Annotated in this window: 22 protein-coding genes; 4 read left to right on the top strand and 18 right to left on the bottom strand. The window is 39.5% G+C overall.

The annotated features are described in order from the left end of the window. Window positions 1–19: 19 nt before the first annotated feature. The 10 genes from rplK to LMC10_RS01630 form a co-directional block, all read right to left on the bottom strand. Entirely contained in the window at window positions 20–445 is a 426-nt protein-coding gene (gene rplK, locus LMC10_RS01675) for a 50S ribosomal protein L11 (RefSeq protein WP_003666299.1), read from the bottom strand. A gap of 139 nt (window positions 446–584) precedes the next feature. Further along, window positions 585–1127: a transcription termination/antitermination protein NusG gene (gene nusG / locus LMC10_RS01670; RefSeq protein WP_003666296.1), complete on the bottom strand. Its 543-nt coding sequence runs from the start codon at window positions 1125–1127 to the stop codon at window positions 585–587. Window positions 1128–1244: 117 nt separating this feature from the next. After that, a complete protein-coding gene (gene secE, locus LMC10_RS01665; protein WP_003666294.1) occupies window positions 1245–1421 on the bottom strand; it encodes a preprotein translocase subunit SecE in 177 nt (58 codons plus the stop codon). 11 nt (window positions 1422–1432) lie between these two features. Further along, window positions 1433–1582: a 50S ribosomal protein L33 gene (gene rpmG / locus LMC10_RS01660; RefSeq protein WP_003666293.1), complete on the bottom strand. Its 150-nt coding sequence runs from the start codon at window positions 1580–1582 to the stop codon at window positions 1433–1435. A 65-nt stretch (window positions 1583–1647) separates the two neighbouring features. Next, the gene (rlmB, locus tag LMC10_RS01655; protein ID WP_102816690.1) at window positions 1648–2397 is read right to left on the bottom strand and encodes a 23S rRNA (guanosine(2251)-2'-O)-methyltransferase RlmB; all 750 of its coding nucleotides are present in this window, start codon (window positions 2395–2397) and stop codon (window positions 1648–1650) included. Continuing rightward, a complete protein-coding gene (locus LMC10_RS01650; RefSeq protein WP_003670544.1) occupies window positions 2387–2800 on the bottom strand; it encodes a Mini-ribonuclease 3 in 414 nt (137 codons plus the stop codon). The genes rlmB and LMC10_RS01650 overlap by 11 nt, the downstream gene beginning before the upstream one ends. A gap of 11 nt (window positions 2801–2811) precedes the next feature. Continuing rightward, window positions 2812–4224 (bottom strand): cysteine--tRNA ligase, encoded by a 1413-nt coding sequence (gene cysS, locus LMC10_RS01645; RefSeq protein ID WP_229268756.1) that lies wholly within the window; start codon window positions 4222–4224, stop codon window positions 2812–2814. A 381-nt stretch (window positions 4225–4605) separates the two neighbouring features. Further along, window positions 4606–5763 (bottom strand): PIN/TRAM domain-containing protein, encoded by a 1158-nt coding sequence (locus LMC10_RS01640; protein WP_229268755.1) that lies wholly within the window; start codon window positions 5761–5763, stop codon window positions 4606–4608. 17 nt (window positions 5764–5780) lie between these two features. Beyond that, window positions 5781–7154: a DNA repair protein RadA gene (gene radA, locus LMC10_RS01635; protein ID WP_229268754.1), complete on the bottom strand. Its 1374-nt coding sequence runs from the start codon at window positions 7152–7154 to the stop codon at window positions 5781–5783. A gap of 24 nt (window positions 7155–7178) precedes the next feature. Continuing rightward, window positions 7179–7715 carry a dCTP deaminase/dUTPase family protein gene (locus LMC10_RS01630; protein ID WP_003667334.1) on the bottom strand — a complete coding sequence of 179 codons (537 nt, stop codon included), beginning with the start codon at window positions 7713–7715 and terminating at the stop codon, window positions 7179–7181. 138 nt (window positions 7716–7853) lie between these two features. Between LMC10_RS01630 and LMC10_RS01625 the strand changes: the two genes are divergently transcribed. From LMC10_RS01625 to LMC10_RS01615, 3 genes are read left to right on the top strand one after another with little or no spacing between them, the layout of a single operon-like run. Continuing rightward, window positions 7854–8150 (top strand): GNAT family N-acetyltransferase, encoded by a 297-nt coding sequence (locus tag LMC10_RS01625; RefSeq protein ID WP_003675942.1) that lies wholly within the window; start codon window positions 7854–7856, stop codon window positions 8148–8150. 11 nt (window positions 8151–8161) lie between these two features. After that, entirely contained in the window at window positions 8162–8845 is a 684-nt protein-coding gene (gene rpiA / locus LMC10_RS01620) for a ribose-5-phosphate isomerase RpiA (protein WP_003666281.1), read from the top strand. A 28-nt stretch (window positions 8846–8873) separates the two neighbouring features. Beyond that, window positions 8874–10214 (top strand): C1 family peptidase, encoded by a 1341-nt coding sequence (locus LMC10_RS01615; RefSeq protein WP_113896783.1) that lies wholly within the window; start codon window positions 8874–8876, stop codon window positions 10212–10214. A gap of 107 nt (window positions 10215–10321) precedes the next feature. Here LMC10_RS01615 and LMC10_RS01610 read toward each other — a convergent pair whose 3' ends face one another. The 6 genes from LMC10_RS01610 to LMC10_RS01585 form a co-directional block, all read right to left on the bottom strand. Then, window positions 10322–11113, bottom strand: coding sequence for a transporter substrate-binding domain-containing protein (locus LMC10_RS01610; RefSeq protein WP_003667327.1), 792 nt, complete (start codon window positions 11111–11113; stop codon window positions 10322–10324). 15 nt (window positions 11114–11128) lie between these two features. Beyond that, window positions 11129–11878, bottom strand: coding sequence for an amino acid ABC transporter ATP-binding protein (locus LMC10_RS01605; protein WP_229268753.1), 750 nt, complete (start codon window positions 11876–11878; stop codon window positions 11129–11131). 5 nt (window positions 11879–11883) lie between these two features. Further along, the gene (locus tag LMC10_RS01600) at window positions 11884–12585 is read right to left on the bottom strand and encodes an amino acid ABC transporter permease (RefSeq protein WP_019252233.1); all 702 of its coding nucleotides are present in this window, start codon (window positions 12583–12585) and stop codon (window positions 11884–11886) included. Window positions 12586–12611: 26 nt separating this feature from the next. Further along, the gene (locus tag LMC10_RS01595) at window positions 12612–13754 is read right to left on the bottom strand and encodes a trans-sulfuration enzyme family protein (protein WP_035154957.1); all 1143 of its coding nucleotides are present in this window, start codon (window positions 13752–13754) and stop codon (window positions 12612–12614) included. A gap of 277 nt (window positions 13755–14031) precedes the next feature. Next, window positions 14032–14898 carry an alpha/beta hydrolase gene (locus LMC10_RS01590; protein WP_229268752.1) on the bottom strand — a complete coding sequence of 289 codons (867 nt, stop codon included), beginning with the start codon at window positions 14896–14898 and terminating at the stop codon, window positions 14032–14034. Next, entirely contained in the window at window positions 14873–15622 is a 750-nt protein-coding gene (locus LMC10_RS01585) for a 2,3-bisphosphoglycerate-dependent phosphoglycerate mutase (protein ID WP_003667318.1), read from the bottom strand. The genes LMC10_RS01590 and LMC10_RS01585 overlap by 26 nt, the downstream gene beginning before the upstream one ends. 130 nt (window positions 15623–15752) lie before the next feature. Between LMC10_RS01585 and LMC10_RS01580 the strand changes: the two genes are divergently transcribed. Continuing rightward, complete coding sequence (locus tag LMC10_RS01580; protein ID WP_229268751.1) at window positions 15753–17522, top strand: putative glycosyltransferase family protein; 1770 nt, start codon at window positions 15753–15755, stop codon at window positions 17520–17522. Window positions 17523–17667: 145 nt separating this feature from the next. Here the strand turns inward: LMC10_RS01580 and LMC10_RS01575 are convergent, their stop codons facing one another. Continuing rightward, window positions 17668–18627: a beta-galactosidase small subunit gene (locus LMC10_RS01575; protein WP_229268750.1), complete on the bottom strand. Its 960-nt coding sequence runs from the start codon at window positions 18625–18627 to the stop codon at window positions 17668–17670. Then, a complete protein-coding gene (locus LMC10_RS01570) occupies window positions 18611–20497 on the bottom strand; it encodes a glycoside hydrolase family 2 TIM barrel-domain containing protein (RefSeq protein WP_229268749.1) in 1887 nt (628 codons plus the stop codon). Before LMC10_RS01570 ends, LMC10_RS01575 begins: the two co-directional genes overlap by 17 nt. Window positions 20498–20726 lie beyond the last annotated feature (229 nt).

Raw genomic sequence — 20726 nt, 5'->3', positions numbered from 1 at the left:
GCATCCCGACTGCTAGTAATTAGTCTTCAACAGTGAAGCCCATGCTACGAGCAGTACCTTCAATCATGCGCATAGCTGCTTCTACGTCAGCTGCGTTTAGATCTTGCATCTTAGTTTCAGCGATTTCCTTAACTTGGTCCTTCGTTACTGAAGCAACCTTGTTTGTGTTAGGTTCACCGGAACCATGTTCAACACCAGCGGCCTTCTTTAGTAAGACAGCAGCAGGTGGCGTCTTAGTAATGAAGTCGAATGAACGGTCCTCATATACAGTAATTACAACTGGGATCAACATACCCTTTTGGTCTGCAGTCCGTGCGTTGAATTCCTTAGTGAAGCCCATAATGTTAATACCTGCTTGTCCAAGTGCAGGACCTACTGGTGGAGCTGGTGTAGCGGCACCGGCAGGAATTTGCAACTTGACAATGTTAGCTACTTTCTTTGCCACGAGACAAAACCTCCTTAGTCCGTGTTGTGGTCATGATGAGGCAGTAAGTTTTACCTCTCCCACAGTATGTTAATAGCATACTTAGAAAACATACCACAATTCTAAACTTATTTCAACAATTTTCAAAATATTAAACTAACTAAAATGTATCGATCTGATCAAAGCCTAATTCAGCAGCAGTTTCACGGCCGAACATTTCAACGGTCGCCTTAATCTTTTGCTTTTCGTGATCAACTTCTACAACCTTGGCAGTCATATTTGCAAAGGATCCTGCAATAACTTTTACAGTATCGCCTTCCTTAACATCAATGTCACTAACAGTTGTTTCAGTTCCCATCCGTTTCATAATCCGATCAACTTCTTCAGGAAGCAATGGGGTTGGCTTGGAACCACCACCGTGAGATCCTAAGAAACCAGTTACGCCGGGAGTATTACGAGCAATATACCAAGCCTGATCAGTCATTACCATTTCAACTAAAACATAGCCTGGGAATGTCTTTTCAATTGTTTCTTTTGCTTGACCGTCCTTAACCTGGCGAACTTCTTCTTCAGGAACAACTACGCGAAAAATGTAGTCTTCCATTCCCATTGATTGAGCCCGTGATTCCAAGTTGCTCTTAACCCGGTTTTCGTAACCAGAGTAGGTATGGAGCACATACCAACGTTTTTCATGTGATTCCACGATGAATCCTCCTATCATAATTCAAATCATTTTTTCAGTAAAATAAAAAACTTCGTAATAGCTACGAAGTTCCCTTAGACTTAGTATAACAAACTAATTTCTATTTGACTACTAATGTTAAACAAAGAGTTTCATCATTAATTGAATTAACCAATCAAACAGAGCAAAGAATAGTACGAAGAACAGAGTCAATGAAACAACAATAGTCGTATCACGACGATTTTCTTTAGCTGTTGGCCATACAACTAGCTTCATTTCGTGGTTAACACTCTTAATAAATCGAATTAAGTGCATATTTTCCTCCACTATCTGCTTTCACGATGAATAGTATACTCACCGCAATGTTTACAGAACTTACGTAATTCTAATCGTTCTTGTCGTTGAGGGTTAGCGGTAATCGTATAATTACGCGCACCGCACTTTGTACATTCCAATGCTACTTTTTTCTGGGACATACTTATCACCTCCACACAGTACTTAGGTTAGCACGAACCAAGGTTTAAAAGCAATAAAATCAAAATTATTTTAAAGGATGACGAGAGTTGAAGCCTTGGTAGATCAATAAACTTGCCGCCACACTCGCATTTAAACTTTGAACATGCCCAATCATTGGAATTGTTAGCATTTCATCACAGGTTTTCTTTAGCAAGGATGAAATTCCTTTACCTTCATTGCCGATAACCAAAGCGACGGCACCATGCGCATCCCATGTTCGGTAATCTTTTCCTTTCATATCAGTACCAAACAGCCAAACACCTCGTTCTTGCAATTCTTTAGCAGTTTGAACCAGGTTTGTTACTCGGGCAACTGGAACGTGTTCAATTGCTCCCGTAGATGTTTTGGCAACCACTGAAGTTAATCCTACTGCTCGCCGGCGTGGAATAATAATACCATGAACACCAGCGGCATCAGCAGTTCGCATAATTGAACCTAAATTATGCGGATCCTCTAGTTCATCAAGAATAAGGAAAAATGGATCTTCGTCATGCTTAGCCGCGTTATCAAAGAGGTCATCAATAGTTGCATATTGGTAGGCAGCTACAGCTAACACAACCCCCTGGTGATTTTGCCGGTCAGTCATCAAGTCCAATTTATTCTTTGGAACATTTGACACTACTAAGTGGCGTTCCTTGGCTAGTTTAACAATCTGGGAAATAGCATCGGCCTTTAACCCCGACTGAATAAAAACCTTATTAATTTCTTGGTCAGATTTTAGTGCCATCACAGCTGGATGTCGGCCAATAATAAAATCCGTATTCTCATTTTTCATGTGCTGTTCGCCCCGCTTCTACTTGTTCGATACACCATTGCGCCAATTCGGCCAATCGCTCTTCTTTACCAGCTAATTTGAGGTAACCCATTACTGCTTCAAATCCGGTAGAAATCCGATAAGTCATAACTGATGTATTCTTAGCGTGAGTATGACTGTTAGCATTTCGCCCACGTTTAAAATACGACCATTCTTCATCAGACAGTAACTCGTCTTCTTTCATCAAGTCAATAAGAGCCGCCTGTGCTTTTGCCGAAACATAGTGGGTAGCAATATGTTGTAGTTTCGTTGGCTTACTAATTCCCTTGGTTAAAAGATGCTGACGAATGTAAACCTCATAAGCTGCATCCCCTAAATAAGCCAAAGCAATTCCATTAAGTTGTCGATAATCTGCTTGTACCATAAGGATCCTTTCTATTCCTTTTTGTAACGCGTTCCTTGAGGAGTATCTTCAAGAATAATTCCTTGTTTCTTAAGGTTGTCTCGGATTTCATCACTTCGCGCAAAATCTTTATTCTTCCGTGCTACATTTCGTTCTTCAATCAATTGCTTGATCTTTTCATCATTAATTTGATTGTCACTTGCTTCAAGCTTAACACCAAAAATACTCATCAATTCAACAAGTTCTTTTTTGATTGCTTGAATGGCATCTAAGCTAACATTATCTTGTTGAGCATAAACATTTGCATATTTAACTAATTCGTAGACTGTAGCAATCCCATTTTGGACATTGATGTCATCATCCATCGCTGTAATAAATTGGTGATGGAATTGATCAAGCCGATCAGTGACTTCTTGAACCTCTCCCTTATCGGCATCTTGTTCACGATAAGTCAAGTTATCAAAGGCTGTTTGAATATGATTAAGATTATTTTGCGCATCAGTTAAGTTTGCCTGACTATATTGAATTGGACGTCGGTATTGAGTAGTCGCCATAAAGAAACGTAAAACCTGAGGATCGACTTCCTTGATAATTTCATGAACAGTAATGAAATTATGGAGAGACTTACTCATCTTCTCGTTGTCTTTTCCAATTGTTACGAAACCATTATGCATCCAGTAACGAACAAATTTTTGGCCTGTTTCTGCTTCACTTTGGGCAATCTCATTTTCATGGTGAGGGAATTCAAGGTCTTGTCCCCCTGCATGAATATCAATTGTCTTTCCCAAGTACTTAGTAGACATCACTGAACATTCGATATGCCATCCTGGACGACCTTTTCCCCATGGTGAATCCCAACTAATTTCGCCGGGCTTAGCTGCTTTCCATAAAGCAAAATCAAGTGGATCTTCCTTCTTATTAACCTCATCCGCACTAACATGTTCACTTGCCCCAACTTCAAGATCATCAAGTGATTGTCCAGAAAGCTGTCCATAGTGGTTAAACTTTCGTGCGCGATAATAAACATCCCCATCTTTAGGGTAGGCATATCCTTTTTCTACTAATCCTTGCACGAACTTAATGATCTCGGTAATGTTTTCCGTTGCCCGGGGATGAAGAGTAGCTGGCTCAATATTAATTGCTGCGGTATCTTCCATAAAAGCATTGATATACTTCTCCGCTAATTGTGGAACGGTAATCCCTTGCTCGGCAGCCGCCTTAATCATTTTATCGTCAACGTCCGTAAAGTTAGAAACATAATTTACTTTATACCCTTTGAATTCAAGGTAACGTCGGACTGTATCAAAGGCGATCGCACTGCGCGCATTTCCAATATGAATGTAATTATAAACCGTCGGACCACAGACATACATGTTAACAACGCCTGGATGCAATGGCTTAAATTCTTCTTTTTTTCTTGTTAACGTATTGTAAATTGTTAGCATGTCTATCCGCTCCTTAAAAATCATTAATAAAGAATTAATTTGTACAGTTAATCTTACCACATTCCGTATTAGAATAGCATTTCTGATGATATTAATTTGTATCCAAAAAATTATTTACCATTTGGTCATACTTTCTTCACATTCTACTGCTATTATATATATCGTAGTAAAGATGAACTTTACTACATCAATGAAACCTATTATTTTTCAATTACTCCTCCCAATAGTAACCGAAAAAAATATTTTCTTTTTTACGAAATCTCCCCCAAGATTATCGTAATACTCCCTAAGAAGCAGCTTTTTCCCGAGCTGCTTCTTTTTTTGTTTTAAAAAATAGCTGGAAGCAAGAAAACTCTATTTCTTCTTCACAGCCATTCTTTGTTATTTTTTCTTATCTTTATTATTTCGGTTTTCTTTATGTTCCGTATCCGTATGCTCGTCAATTCCCCGTTGTGAATGAAGCGGACGAGCAAAGATCATTCGACCAGCGTCTGTTTGAAGAGCACTAGTTACTTCAACTTCAATTTGTTTATCCATAAAGTAACGACCATCTTCAACAACCACCATCGTTCCATCGTCAAGATAAGCAACACCCTGTTGTCGTTCAGTTCCTTTTTTCACAACAACAACCGTCATCGTTTCACCCGGAATAACTCGTGGTCGTAATGATTTCGCTAAGTTATTAATATTCAATACTTGAACATTTTGGAATTGAATTACTTTATTAAGGTTATAATCATTTGTCACAATTACCCCATCGACTTTTTTAGCGAGGGCAATTAATTTACTATCAACCTCTGGAATATCTTCAAAGTCTCCATCATACATTTCGATTGGAACAATTTTTTCTTTCCGTAACTTGTTTAAAATATCAAGGCCACGGCGCCCACGAACACGCTTAATACTTTCGCCAGAATCAGCGATATATTGCAATTCATATAAAACAAAGTTAGGAACCAGTAATGTCCCTTCTAAAAAACCTGTTTTGACTAAATCATAAATACGACCATCAATCAAAATATTCGTATCTAAGATTTTATAATGATGGTAATTATCATCCTGGCGTTCAATTACATTCCCACCATCATTTTTACTACTTTTGGCATGGGTAAATGCTTTGCGCCAATCATCTAACCGCGTCGTACCAATTCGAAAACCAAAATAACTAAAGACAATCATCAAGAGGATCGGCAAAATATTATTAATTACCGGAATCCTCGTTCTCCACAATGGAATCGAAATAAGAACTGCTAAAACTAAGCCAATAATCGTTAATAAAGTCCCAAAGAAAAGGTATACAGGACTACGCTTGGTCAGTTCTTTTTCGATTCGCTGGATCAACTTTTCAGTGCCGCTAACCAATGGGAGGGATAATAGCCAGAAAATAAGTGCACCAATAATAATATCGATAAATACTAATAATGCCGGATTAAGGGCGATATTCAAAATCCCCCATAATAATGGCAAATAGTAAAATCCCACTGCCGCGCCAACTAGAATATAAATGAGAGTAATCATTCTACGCCGCATTTGCTTCATCCTTTCAATTATTTATTTTACCCCAGCGCTAAATATAACGCCTCTTTAAGAGTTGAGACACCGACTACTTGAATATTAGTTGACGGTTGCCAACCCTTTAAATTATTTTTGGGAATAAAGATTCGTTTAAAGCCAAGTTTTTCTGCTTCAGCAACCCGCTGTTCAATGCGGTTTACCCGGCGAATTTCCCCAGTTAAACCTACTTCACCGACAAATGCGTCAGTTGGTTGGGTACCTTTATCCCGGTAACTAGAGGCAATGCTTACCGCAATTGCTAAATCAATCGCTGGCTCATCTAACTTAACGCCCCCAGCTGCCTTTAAGTAAGCATCTTGATTTTGAAGCATTAGGTTAGCACGTTTCTCTAATACCGCCATTATCAATGATACTCGGTTTCGGCTCAAACCGGTAGCAGTTCGCTGTGCATTCCCATAAACAGTCGGTGTTACCAGCGCCTGAATTTCAACTAAAATCGGTCGCGTTCCTTCTAATGAAACAACCACCGCTGAACCGGTTGCATCATGTAATCGTTCCTCTAAAAAGATTTCTGATGGATTTTTTACTTCCGTCAGCCCATTTGTATGCATTTCAAAAATACCAAGCTCGTTAGTTGAACCAAATCGATTTTTCACTGATCGCAAAATACGATATGTATGGTGCAGGTCTCCTTCAAAATACAAGACTGTATCAACCATGTGCTCTAAGATCTTTGGACCAGCGATTGCACCGCCCTTTGTCACATGTCCAACGACAAAAATCGTAATGTTATTACTTTTAGCAATCTGCATTAACTGAGCGGTAACTTCACGAATTTGCGATACACTACCAATTGCTGAACTTACATCAGTCGCTTGCATCGTTTGTACCGAGTCAATCACGACATACTCTGGCTTGAGCTCCCGAATAGTATCCCGAATACTATCCATATTCGTTTCTGGATACACATAAAAGTCATCCCCAGCAACTTTTAATCGTTCCGCCCGCATTTTAATTTGTGTCCCACTTTCTTCTCCAGACACATATAAAACCCGGTGATGCTCATCACTTAATTGTCCGGAAACTTGTAAAAGGAGAGTAGATTTTCCGATTCCCGGATCCCCTCCAATTAGAATTAGTGATCCGGGAACGATTCCACCACCTAAAACGCGATTTAACTCATTCAATTTTGTCTTAACACGGGGAGTCTCTGTACTATCAATCTCATTAATTTTCTGTGGTTTGGCAACTAAACCGGTTAAGGTGGTAGTTGCTTTTTTTGTTGGTGCAGAACTGGTCTCTACCTGTTCTTCCACTAAAGTATTCCACTCACCACAGTTTGGACACCGCCCTAAGTAGCGTGGTGAGTTATATCCACAGTTTTGGCAAACATATTGTGTTCGAACTTTTGCCATTGCTTTAATTCCTCTCTAAGTTATTTATTCTTTTGTTGAACCAAAGCCGCCAGTCCGTTTAGCAGTTGGTTGTTCCTCACCATCAGCGATTAAATATGGCATAAAAATCCCTTGACCGATCCGTTCTCCCTTTTTTATATGATAATCTCGTAACCCGTAGTTAATAAGCTGGAAGAAAATTTCCCCTTCATTACTATCATTATCATAATAGTCTGCATCCACAATGCCGATCCCATTCGGTAAAATCAGGCGGCGTTTAAAAGGACCACTTGACCGGTTAGCTAATAAGAGAAATTCATCAGGTTGCATGTAGGCTTTGATGCCGGTGGGTACTAAGTATGGCTTTAAGCAGGAATCAGCAGCCTTAAACTCTTCATCAGTCAGCTTTTTTTGTTGATGAATTTGCCAAAGCGCCTTTAAGAAATTTCCTTTCCAAATTGATGGCAGAACAAAATCTTCTGACGCCTCAAAATCATATCCGGCCGCCCGTGTTGTTTGGCGTTGGGGTAAATGTATATCTTGGTCTTTCTTACTAGAAACAATCTTAAATCCACGTTTCATTACGTTCACCTCATAGTGTTTTATTCTTAATAATTCCAGTATACTATTATATGCTAGATAATAAGTTAATGGTATCGCTTTGATAACTTGACTTTTAAAAGCAGTTTATCGAAAATTATTATGAAAGGATGTGTTTATATGCAATATCGAGTTGATGGTCAGCGTATCATTGCTTTTGACGATCAAGAACCCTTAGTTGGCGAGATCAGTTTTCCAAAAGTTCCTGATACAAATGATCACGTTGTCGTTGAACGAGTTTTTGTGCAACCAACTTACCGTGGGCAAGGAATTGCAGCTGAACTAGTGCATCAATTTGTGGATTATGCAACAAAAGAGCAATACACCGTCAAGCTCATGTGCCCATATGCGGTAGCGCAATTCAAACTACATCCAGAATATCAGCAACTATTGCCAGTTGCAGATCGCTTTAATTAGGAGGAATATTAATGGATCAAAATGCATTAAAAGAACAAACAGGTAAGGAATCAGTTAAGTACATTAAATCTGGAATGATTGTCGGTCTCGGAACTGGATCAACTGTTAAATATATGGTTGATGAACTTGGTAAGCAAGTCCAAGAAGGTAAAATCAAAGACATTATCGGTGTAACAACTTCAAACCGGACTGCTAAGCAAGCACGCGACCTCGGAATTACAATTAAAGATATTGATGACGTTGACCACATTGATTTAACTATTGACGGGGCAGATGAAATCAGTGATGACTTCCAAGGAATCAAAGGTGGCGGTGGCGCCCTCCTTTGGGAAAAGATCGTTGCCAATGCCTCAAATAAGGTAATGTGGATTGTCGACGAAAGCAAACTCGTCCACAAACTTGGTGCTTTCCCTCTTCCTGTTGAAGTAATTCCATTTGGTTCTCAACATGTCTTTGACCGTCTTGAAAAGAAAGGTTACAAGCCAACTTGGCGGATGGATGGAGATAAAAAGTTCCGTACCGATGAAAATAACTATATCATTGACCTTCACCTTGGCGAAATTGATGATCCTAAGGCCTTAGCCGACGAATTGATCCACATGGTTGGAATTGTCGAAACTGGTTTATTCTTAAATCGAGTTAACGACGTAATTGTTGGTACTCCAGAAGGTCCAAAGGTATTGCACGCTCGTTAATTCAATCTATTCAAAGGAGATATTGCAAATGAGCTTTTCAATTAATAAAGAAGATATCGCTAGTTTTCATAAAAACTACCGTCATCACCCTAACAGCAGTGTTTTAGAAAATACTGTTACCAAAAACGGGGTACGGAATGCAAGCTTTAATTGGCATTCAATTGCTGATAATACTCCTCATTTCTCTATTGACCTCAAGACGGGGGATGTTGCTGATCAAAAGCAATCCGGTCGTTGTTGGATGTTTGCGGCACTAAACACAATGCGTCATGATATGCAGCAAAAATTTAACTTACCTGATAATTTTGAGCTTTCCCAAGCCTACCAGTTCTTCTGGGATAAGTTTGAGAAATCTAATTACTTCTACCAAAACGTAATTAAGACGGCTAAAAAGCCTACCGACAGCCGAAAAGTTTCATGGTTAATGAACGAACCACAAAACGATGGTGGCCAATGGGATATGCTTTGCGCCCTTATCAGCAAGTATGGGGTTATGCCAAAAGCCGCAATGCCCGAATCATTTAACTCTTCTAACTCACGGGGAATTGATGAAGTCTTAAACAACAAGCTTCGTCACGATGCCGTTATTTTGCGGAAAATGATTAACGAAGATCATGCAAATGAAGAAGCAATTGACGAAACGCGCCGTAAGATGTTGAACGAGAATTACCGGATGCTTGCTTACACGTTTGGTGAACCGGTTAGCCACTTTGACTTCGAATATCGGACAAAGAAGGATAACGAATTCCACCGCGATACTAACCTTACCCCACAAGAATTCTTCAAGAAGTATGTTGGCTGGAATCTTGATGATTATATTTCAATCATCCAAGCACCAACTGCTGATAAGAAGTACCACCAAACTTACACCATCGACATGCTTGGTAATGTCGTTGGTGGCCGCGAAATCAAGCACTTAAACCTACCAATGGATGAATTCAAGCAACTCGCGATTGAACAATTAAAGAATGGCGAAAGTGTTTGGTTTGGTTCAGATGTTATTAAATATTCAGAAACTAAACTTGGGATTATGGCCCTTAACACCTATGACTACGACAAACTATTTGACGTTGACCTTGAAATGACCAAAGCTGAAGCACTTGATTATGGTGAAAGCATGATGGATCACGCAATGGTTATCACTGGTGTTGACCTTGTTGATGGTAAGCCAACCAAGTGGAAAGTCGAAAACTCATGGGGTAACAAAGTCGGCCATAAAGGTTACTTCGTTATGAGTGACGATTGGATGGACAAGTACTGCTACCAAGTCGTTATTAATAAGAAGTACCTTAGCGAAGATCTTAAACGTGATTACGCTAAGAGCCCCGTTGTTCTTAAGCCTTGGGATCCAATGGGAACTTTAGCATAATAATTTAACATTAATTTGTGAAAAAGCTGTGATAAATATATTTTATTTATAGCTTTCAAAAAAGATCTCTAACACTGTAACACACAGACGTTGGAGATCTTTTTTAATTATTCAGTAATATCTGCACCGAAGTACTTTTCAGATAGCTTCTTGACTGTTCCATCTTGTTGAAGTTCCTTAAGTGCCTTGTTGTAGGAAGATTGAATAGCAGTATCTTTCTTGTTAAAAAGTGCTGAAATCTTAGCTGGATCTTGTTCACTAGAAACATCAATCATCTTGAGACCCTTAGTACTGTTCTTCTTGCTGTAAGCGTACCAAGCTTCACGGGAGTTAACTGTCCCGGCAGCCCGACCTTGCTTAATCATATCTAAGGAACTAGCAAAATCGCCATTTGGTGTAAGGTTACCTTTATATTTTTTTACCACATTCGCATTATTAGTTCCCGTACCAGCAATAATCTTCTTGCCTTTAATATCCTTCAAGCTTTTGATATTACTATCAGTAGGAACAATTAATGCAAACCGTGACTTGATATATGGAGTAGAGAAATTATATTGCTTGGCTCGTTCTGGTGTCTGTGTAATGTTGTTCATTACTACATCAAACTTACCTGAACCAAGACCGGCAATTAGTGAATCCCATTTAGTTGGTACAAAGTTAGCTTTTAAGCCCATCTTTTTAGCAACTGCTTTACCAAGGTCTACTTCAAAGCCAGTTAATTTGTTATTTTTACGGTAAGAGTACGGGGAGTATGTTCCCTCAAGACCAATTGTCAATTCTCCCTTATGAACTAATTCTGAATTAACAGCTGATGAAGCAGCCGAAACACTTGTGATTCCTGCAGAGGTACCGACCGTTAAGGCTGCAATTGTTAATAGTGCTTTCTTCCAAAATTTCATTATTCTAAACTTCCTTTATTTTAAATTTTCCATTGTCATCGAGGCGATAAAGTTCTTAATTCGTTTATTTGGATTATCTGGAGCAAAAAACTCGTCTGGAGTACCATCATATAAAATTTCGCCGTTTTCCACAAAAATAATCTTATCCGCAACATGTTTCGCAAAGACCATGTTATGAGTAACAATTACCATCGATTGTTTTTCTTTAGCCAATTGCAACAGGACCTTCAATACACTAAGCTCTAATTCCGGATCAAGGGCAGAAGTTGGTTCATCAAGTAAGATATACTTTGGTGACATTGCTAATGCCCGGGCAATCGCTACCCGCTGTGCCTGTCCACCAGATAATTCATTCGGGTAGGCTTCTCCGTAATCTGCTAAGCCCACTTTAGCAAGTAAATTATGCGCGTTTGCAATTGCTTCCTTTTTTGCCTGTTTCAAAACCTGTGTTGGTCCTTCAATAATGTTACCAAGAACAGTTTTATTAGGAAAAAGATTATAGTCTTGGAAAACCATCCCTGTTTCTTGACGAATTGCCAACTTATCTTTATTGCTTATTTTTTGACTGAAATCCAAATGATGATCATCAAAATCGTACTGGCCGCTCTCTGGGATTACTAGTAAGTTAAGTGAGCGAAGAATTGTTGATTTACCCGATCCAGATGGACCAACCATTACTGTTGTTTTACCTGCAGGAAACTCTAACGTGGTATTTTTCAAGACATTTTTATTACCAAAACTTTTATTAATATTCGTTAATTTCATTTTTCTCACCTATTATTTGCATTCACTTGACGGTCTACTACCCGCTCAAGATATCCTTGGAAATAAGATAAGATTGTCGTAAAGACCGCATAAACCATAGCTACCAAAGTATACATAAGCAATGGTTGATAGTTTTCGGCCGCAATCTGTTGACTAACAGCAAACATTTCCATAATTGTAATTGAAGCAGCCAATGAGGTGTCCTTGACCAAACTTATAAAACTGTTTGATAAGGGCGGTAAAGCTACTCTTAAGGCTTGTGGTAAAATAATTCGCCATAAGATTTGCAACCGCGTCATTCCGATTGCTGCGCCTGCTTCCCATTGCCCAGTTGGAACTGAACTGATCGCTGCCCGAATTGTTTCTGAAGCATAAGCACCGGTATTAAGTGAAAATGTAATAATGCCGGCTGTAAATGGTTCTAATTTTATTCCATGTGGCAGGACTCCCTTAATTCTCAGATATGGCAGTCCAAAGAATACAATAAATAATTGAACCAACAGCGGTGTTGACCGAAAAAGCCAGACATAAAAACTAGCAATCCATTTAAGAATCATGAATGCACCACGTTGACGAGAAAGACGAATTAAAGCTGTTACTAGTGCAATAATCAGTCCAAAGAAAAATGAAATAATCGCTAACGGAATCGTATATTTAAATCCCGCTGCTAAGAGTTGTGGTAAAGATGTCTTGATAATTTCCCACATAAGTCACAGTTTCCCTTCTTCTATAATTAATCTAATTTTTTAAGTGCTTGTTGCAAGTCAGCAATAATATCTTCAGGGTCCTCAATTCCCACTGAAAGACGAATCAACTCATCTTTAATTCCATTTTCTAATCGTATTTCCCGGGGAATAGATCCATGGGTCATGACAGCTGGAACTTCAATCAAACTTTCAATTCCTCCCAAGCTTTCAGCAAGATCAATTAATTGTAAACTTTCAACAAACTTCTTCGCATCTAAACCATCCTTAAGTTCAAAGGAGATCATTGCTCCAAAGTTCCGCATTTGCTTAGCCGCAATTTCATGACCAGGAAAATCTTTTAAGCCTGGATAATAAATTTTCCCAATATGGTCATCGTTTTGAAGGAAATTAATAACTTCATTCGCATTTTCTTGGTGAACTCGCATCCGCGCACCGAGAGTTTTCATTCCCCGTTGTAATAGCCAACTATCATCAGGGCCAAGTGTACTACCGATTGAGTTTTGCAGGAATGCTAATTGTTCAGCAATCTCATCATCGTTAGTAACTGCTAATCCGGCAACAACATCACTATGACCGCCTAAATATTTGGTTGCGGAGTGAACAACAATATCTGCTCCAAGGGTTAACGGTTGTTGGTTATAAGGAGTAGCAAAGGTATTATCAACAATTGTCTTTATTCCATGCTTTTTTGCGATATCAGCAATGGCTTTAATATCAGCGATTTGTAGGAGCGGATTAGTTGGTGTTTCAAAGTAAACTGCAACGGTATTATCTTGAATTGCATTTTCGACTGCTTCAAGGTCTTGCATGTCAACAACAGTAAATTCAAGGCCAAAGCGTTTTAATACCTTGTTAATTAACCGGAATGTTCCCCCATATACATCGCTACCAACTACAAAATGATCGCCTTGAGAGAATAAAGAAAAAGTAGCATGAATAGCAGCAGATCCGGAAGCAAATGCAAAGCCGGCTGTCCCATGTTCAAGCTCTGCGATTAATTTTTCAAGAGATGCACGTGTTGGATTTCCTGTTCGAGAATATTCCCATTTAGGTTCACCGCCAAGAACGTGTTGATGGAATGTTGATGAACGGTAAATCGGTGTTGAGACAGCACCAGTGGTTGGATCTTCACTATTACCGCCATGAATTAATTGTGTATTGAATTTCATAATATCTATCTCCTTTAGAATGCAAAAACGAATACAAAAAAGGCGCAAACTCAAGAACTTCTCACTTGAATTTGCGCCTTATGCATTTATTCCCGATTACGTTAGCAGTTACTCAACTAAAAGTAAGCACGCCAAACTGTGGGTCGCATAAGACGCGATCCACAACAACAAACAGTAGCGTTAATTAATTGTTTGTTAAACATGACGTGTTCCTCCTAACTTAGTATGTCAAAATCATAACTTATAAAAAATAAGTTGTCAATACAATTACTAAAATTTATTTAAATTGATCGTCAAGAAACTTCTGCACAATGTTATAAATTGTTGGACTCCAGAAATCTCGTTCATGGTTCGCACCCTTAACCCGGTATGCTTCAACAGAATTTCCATTATCCTTCAACCGCATATACATTTTTTCCATTTGTTCATATGGAACAACTTTATCAGCATCTCCGTGGAACAATAAGAATGGTGGATAGTTTTGCCCATCTTTGACTTGATATAGGGGACTCATTTGCTTTTCAATTTCTGGCCACTTTGATACATCAGGCCCCAATAAGCAATATTGCAGTAACTTATTTCCTGGAACATTAGCATCATACTCAAACGTCTTTTCCACATCCATTGGGGCAAAGCAACTAACCACAGCATTTACTGCATCCGATTCGTCTTGATAAAGATCAACTTTATAGCGCGGATCATCACCCGTTAAGCCGACTAGCATTGCCGCATTGGCTCCAGAAGAAGTACCCCAAATTGCAACCTGTTGCGGATCAATTGCATATTTTTGCGCATTGGCCCGTAAGAAACGAATGGCTGTCTTAACATCTTGCAAAAACGCAGGAAATGGGTGACCATCAATTGAACTACGGTGTTGAACAGTCGCTACAATATAACCGGCCTGAACAAATTGAACCAGTTGTGGAATTTCTTCTCCCATTTTTGGGGTTCGCCACGAGCTTCCTTGAACAAAGACAATCAATGGCCGAGGTTCAGTTTGATATTGTTTTGGGAAACGTTGCGTCCACGGTGCTAAGATCGACATATGTAATGCCTCACCATCCATCGCACCATAAACAATATTTTCAATCAAGCGTACTTGGCCGCTTAACGTTGGGTTATTTGCTAATTCGTGTATTGTCATCAATTTCACCATCCATTGTTATAAAAGTCTTTTTAATGACATTAAGATGATCATCAAAGCGATATAAAATTGGCTTGCCATTTGGAACTTCCACTTTATCAATATCGTCATCTGAAATACCATCTAAATATTTAATTAGTGCCCGCAAAGAACTACCATGGGCAACAATTAACTGATTATGTCCATCAATCAAACGAGGCGCAATATGGTCTTGCCAATATGGGAGGAGTCGTTGGAGCGTCATTTCTAAACTCTCACTAAGCGGAATCTTAACTCCTAAGCGATCATAGCGGCGATCATGCTGACGCTCTTTTAATTGTGGTGGTAAATCTTTAAAACCACGCCGCCATTTATGAAGCTGTTCTGCACCAATCTCTTTCTTCACTTCATCTTTGTTCCGACCACTCAATGCCCCATAATGACGTTCATTTAGTCGCCACGTTTTATGGACAGGAATATATAACTGATTAATTTCTTCTAGGATAATATTAGTTGTCATGATTGCCCGTTCCATGTAGGACGTATACGCATCACTAAATTGGATACCTAGTCTTAGTAATTCCTTGCCGACTAATTCACCTTGTTCAATTCCTTTAGGAGTCAACGGAACATCAGTCCAGCCAGTAAAAATATTATCACGGTTAGCTTGACTTTGCCCATGACGTACAATTACTAATTCTGCCATTTTTTCACTCCCCTTTGCCACTATCTTATAATAGCGCATTTTACTAGTGCTTAACAATTAAACTAGCTGCAGAAGGTTATTTTACAGTCGACTTTTCTGCCGTATAATTATTAAGGTAAGTATTTGAGGAAAGGAGAAATTAAACTGATTTGGTTTAATTCTCAATTTTATGAAATCTAAAATTGCTAATCTAATTAATTGGGGGCTACCATATTGTGCCATCGCTGCAATGGCCTATTTAATCATGTTCCCCCAGTTTGTATCACATGGAGTTATTTTAGGGACGGACTCCATTTTTCACTTTAACCGTTTTTACGATGCAGCTAAGCAAATTCAACAGCTTAATTTTAGCTATTTTCAAAGTAATTATAGTTTTCAACAAAGTGGTCGCATCATCAATGCCGTTTATGGCCCCCTCTTTGCATATTTAAATGGAGCTATTCTTGGCGTAGTAGGAACTTGGTATCAATATCAGATCGTCACTACCTTTATCGTCTATCTATTAGGTGGAATCGGCATGTATCGACTTGGCATCCGTGTTCATAGTAAACGGACATTTGCAATTATCTGTGCCCTAATCTATATGAACATTGGGTGGCTTCCACGATGGGAATTAGCACAGAATATGAATGCATGGGGAGCTGCTCTGGCTCCTTATATGGTAATTTGCGGCGTACGCATGATTCAGGATCACCAACGACCAGTCAACTGGCTACAATTGATGACCCTGATGACGATTATCATTCAGATCCATATGCTAAGTTCTTTATTTTTTGTGATTACACTAACACCATTCTTTATTATTGGGTTAATTATAACGACTAACCGTAAGAAAATGTGGATCGAAACGCTGAAGGCAGTCGGCGGAACTATTATTTTAACGGCTAATGTTTGGGGAGCCTTATTAATGCTTAACCTCCATAATAATATTGCCCATCCTGCCGATTTTAGCCTCGCAGATAACGTATTATTACCTTCAATGTTTAGCAGTACACGCGATTATCTAATCTACGCAATGTGGATTCTCTTTATCCTTCAACTCATTTACGTATTATTTACCTTCAAAAAATCGCTTACTAATACAGTCCTAACGTTACTTGGTTCTTTGGTCCTCCTGCTTAGTTCTTCCCTTACTCCTTGGTCCTTTTTCCAAGATGTGATCCCTGAACTTGGACACACTTTGCAGTTCCCTAACCGGTTGACAATCATTGCCTTTCCCCTCTTACTCGCAGGAGTTGGGATCAGCGCTACAACCCTTGATAAAAAAGCGCAAGAGATTGACTTACGAAATCAATTAATCACCGGTATCCTCTTGCTAATGGTTTTTCTGGTCTTTACTCCTACAACAATTGATGTTTATAAACGCGCAGCACGCTATGACTCAGAAATTGTTCTTAATAGTTTTAGCGCGATTACCCGCGTAAGTGAAAATAAGGCCGCACTGCGACATTCCGTCCATGATCTCTATCCTGGTCAATTGTTAACGATGGTTGAGAAGAGAAGTCCTGACTATTTGCCGATTCCTAAGAAGTACATGAATCAAAAATATGTTCGTTCTTACGCTTACGAAGGACAAATCATTAATGAAGCCCATAAATATACTCATACTGTCTTGCCGCATGGAGGATTGCAATTATCATGGGAAGCAGGAAAAGCAGGAAAAGTTCGGTTGCCAATTATTACGTATCATGAATCACAATTAACGGTTAATGGTCATCTACTTCGCCACTATCAGCGATCCTCAGTTGGTGCCCCTTACGTTCAGCAACGTAAAGGGAAAAATATCGTTATTCTCTACTTTAAGCAAGCTAAATGGTTCACCGCCTTATTAGTGATCTCATTAGTTGGTCTTAGCATACTTGCAATTTATGGCCTTTATTATTTCTGTACGCACTTTAGACCTTACTTTAAGCGAGTTATGGCAGGTGAAATTGATTAGCATAAAAAGGGTGCATGATAGAAGCTATAATTGACTTCAGCAGTCACACCCTTCAGAATGCAAAAGGCCTCAAATATTCGGCTTTTCCGAATGTTTGAGGCCTTTTCTGCTGCTAACTTTTGATCTATATAACAATTTGTACTTCCTATTTTGCATTCAATACAAACGAAAACTCAACATCACGGTCAGCAGGAATATGATACTGTTCTTCAACATCTGCACCCCAGCTATCAATTCCCCCAACACCTCGAACGGCCCCCGCAACAACGAGAACAGTTCGTCGTGCGAGTGGGAGCTCTTCAATATGTGTTGCATTTTCTAATTCCTCCGCTGTATATGGTAAACAACTGAAGGCAAATGGTTGCTCGTCTTGTTTAATAGTTAAGTTAAATGGTTCCCGAGAATGATCGGCATTATTTTGGGTGGAATCGCGGGTAATTGTTAATGCATGAGTATCCATGTGCATTCCATTTTCCTGTGGGACTAGATACTTAGTAACTGGTAAACCGTCAACATGGAAGGTACCCTCAGTCGCTCCTGCCATCCGGTCGGGGTAAGTTTCACCGGATAATCCTTGATAGTCAAAGCCGGTAGCAACGGTTGGCATGATAAAACGCATTCCTACTACTGGCAGACCAGGTAAGTCTTTATGACCGTAGTAGTGCATTGTCACTTTAATCTCACCTTGTCCGTTAACCTCATAAGTTACAGTGACTTGCGTAGCCGGAACTGTTAGCGTCTCAAAAGTATACTTAATTTTGACATTCTCAGCAGATACCGGATCACTAAATTCGTTGGTTATCGGCGCAATAGGTAATTCGGCAAAGTGTTGATTATCAACTGTCAGGTCAATCCCAACACACTTATGAAAAGTGTCCGCTGCTAACCACTGAGCAGACCGAATATTAAAGCCACTTCCTCGGTCATTATCAGTGGTTGCCCGCCAAAACGTCGGCATTGGTTCACGATATAGCCATTCTTTACCGTTTAGCTTAAGCGATTCTAGTCCACCACGCTCATAGCTAAAAATATAATGAAAACTGTCACCACTAAGTCCTAATGTCGCATCACCATATATCACGCGTAATTTATTTGTGTAAGCCATAGTAGTATCTTACCTCCTGCATTGCTGGCTTCGGTGTCCGATCAGCAAACATCAAGCCATCTCCCGAGAATTCGTAATCTGAGTGACGATCATCGAAATCACCACCATAGCGCATCACTTCTTGCCCACTTACCGGATCCTTAACAAGGAGGGCTTGATCAATAAAGTCCCAAATGAAGCCACCAAAGTATTGTGGGTATTTATCAAGTAAGGAAATGTACGAACCCATTCCACCATCAGAGTTCCCCATATCATGCATGTACTCACATTCCATAAATGGCTTGTCTGGATTGTTCTTCAAGTATTCCTCAACTTCTTTAGGTGGTAAGTACATCCAACTTTCAACGTCTGAGATCCGATCACGGTATTCAGGAGTATGACAAACTCCTTCATAGTGAACAAGCCGACTGTCATCATGCTTCTTATAGAATTCATTCATTTTAACAATATTATCGCCAGCATATGATTCATTACCTAAAGACCAGAATAAAATCGACGGGTGGTTCTTAAATGTTTCATAGTTAGTCCGTGCTCGATCTACTACTACGTCACGCCATTGAGGAACTGAACCGGGGACGTTATATGATGGTTCAATTGCTCCCATCTTCTGCCAGGTAGCATGGGATTCCAGATTATTTTCGGCCATCATGTAAATTCCGTTATCATCACAAAGGTAATACCACGGAATTTGGTCTGGATAGTGACACGTCCGGACGGCATTAATATTATTTTCCTTAAAGGTGTGAATATCACTCGTCATATCATCCATCGTGATCGCGCGGCCACGTTTAGCATCCCATTCGTGACGGTTAACACCATTGATAATTAGCCGTTGACCATTCAATAGGACAACATGATCTTTATTAATTTCAATTCGGCGAAAACCAAAACGGTATGGAACGAGTTCGATCAAATTACTTTCGTCATCACGAATTTCAATCAACAATTGATAGAGGTAAGGATCATGGTTATCCCATAAGTGAACATTTTCTAAAAATTGATCCTGAACTTTTACCGTGGAATCAACAGGGTGTGTTTCATTGACGAGCGTATTACCATCATTGTCGATAACCCGCACATTAACGTTCCCGGTCTTTTCACCGTGAAGTTGAAGGTCAACATTAAAAATACCGTCCTGATAATTATCAGTAACAATTGGCCGAATATTAAGGTCTTCAACATGAACAAGTGGTTGGGCTAATAGGTTTACACTCCGGAAAATTCCAGAAAAACGGAACATATCTTGATCCTCAATCCACGAGGCGGTACTATGCTTGAAAACTTCCACAGCCAAAACATTACCTTCATCTTGAATGTAAGGAGTCAGGTCAAATTCAGAGGGGGTAAAACTGTCTTCAGCGTAACCAATAAAGTGACCATTAAGCCAAACATACATGGCACGCTCGACACCGTCAAACCGGATGCGAACCTGCTTTCCCCGTAAGGAAGGATCAAGGTCAAAATGTTTTAAGTATTCGCCAACAGTATTATCATCCCCATCACTAAATGATCCTTCTTGCGCATCATCAGGACTAAGGGCATATGCAGGACGACGGTAAATCTTACCTTCCCACGGAATCAAAGTGTTAATGTAATTATTTTGGGCGTAATTATTTAGTTCAATCTCACTAGGGACTTCGATTGTTCTAAAACTACTACTATCATAATCTACCTTATAAAAGTCATTTTCTCGTTTACGCGGGTTTTCAGCAAAGTTAAATTGCCATTGCCCATCCAAGTTTTGCGCAAAACGACTATTATTATGCCGCCATTCATCATAGTTACCGTAATAATAATGGTCACTATGAGCTGGTAATTGATTAACGCGGAATGTTTCCGGTTCATCAAGCCATTTGATATCTGCATCCATTGATAAATCCCTCCTCGTTACTATCTACAACATCTAAAGTATAGCGCTTTCATGATTGGGATAGCAAGAGGAGAGGTAAAATTTACGTAAATTTTATTAAACAGAAATTTCAAATCATAACCACCCGTCAAACGGGTGGTTTGCACATCGGCTATAAGCCGATAATAAAAGCCGGCGTCTCAAGGCGCTGGCTTTCGCTTTGCTCAAGCCAAAATGCTCTGACTACTTT

The organism is Limosilactobacillus reuteri subsp. simiae (assembly GCF_020784875.1).
Classification (GTDB): domain Bacteria; phylum Bacillota; class Bacilli; order Lactobacillales; family Lactobacillaceae; genus Limosilactobacillus; species Limosilactobacillus reuteri_H.
Note: the sequence above shows the minus strand (reverse complement) of the source record. Positions and strands in the feature narration are given on the sequence as shown.